Source organism: Winogradskyella marina, assembly GCF_015645385.1.
In the GTDB taxonomy this organism is placed as follows: domain Bacteria; phylum Bacteroidota; class Bacteroidia; order Flavobacteriales; family Flavobacteriaceae; genus Winogradskyella; species Winogradskyella marina.
Genome location: NZ_JADOET010000077.1, coordinates 1 through 302 on the forward strand (window position 1 = coordinate 1; position 302 = coordinate 302).

Consider the following 302-nt stretch of genomic DNA (forward strand, 5'->3'; position numbering starts at 1 on the left):
GGATAATCGATTATAAATTTTGATACGGTAACTAATCCACAGCCATTCTTGTCTCTTGCTGTGATCTCATGTTCTCCTGAAGATAGGTTGGTAAATGTCCCTTCGTCTTGCCATGGCCCTCCATCTAAACTGTATTCATACACTCCAATTCCGCTTGCTATAGCTTCGATTGTATGATTATCTGCAAAGGCTTGTGTTACTAGTTCTACGCTTACACTTGGCGGTTCGCTTTCTATAACGTCTGTTGTATCTATATGAGTACAATTGGTCACTGTGGATGTATTCAGGTCTGTAACAAATAC

1 pseudogene is annotated in these 302 nt (G+C 40.1%); it reads right to left on the bottom strand.

Going from position 1 to position 302, the window contains the following annotated elements:
- Nucleotides 1-302: pseudogene (locus ITJ86_RS17265) on the bottom strand (T9SS type B sorting domain-containing protein); the annotation flags it as partial.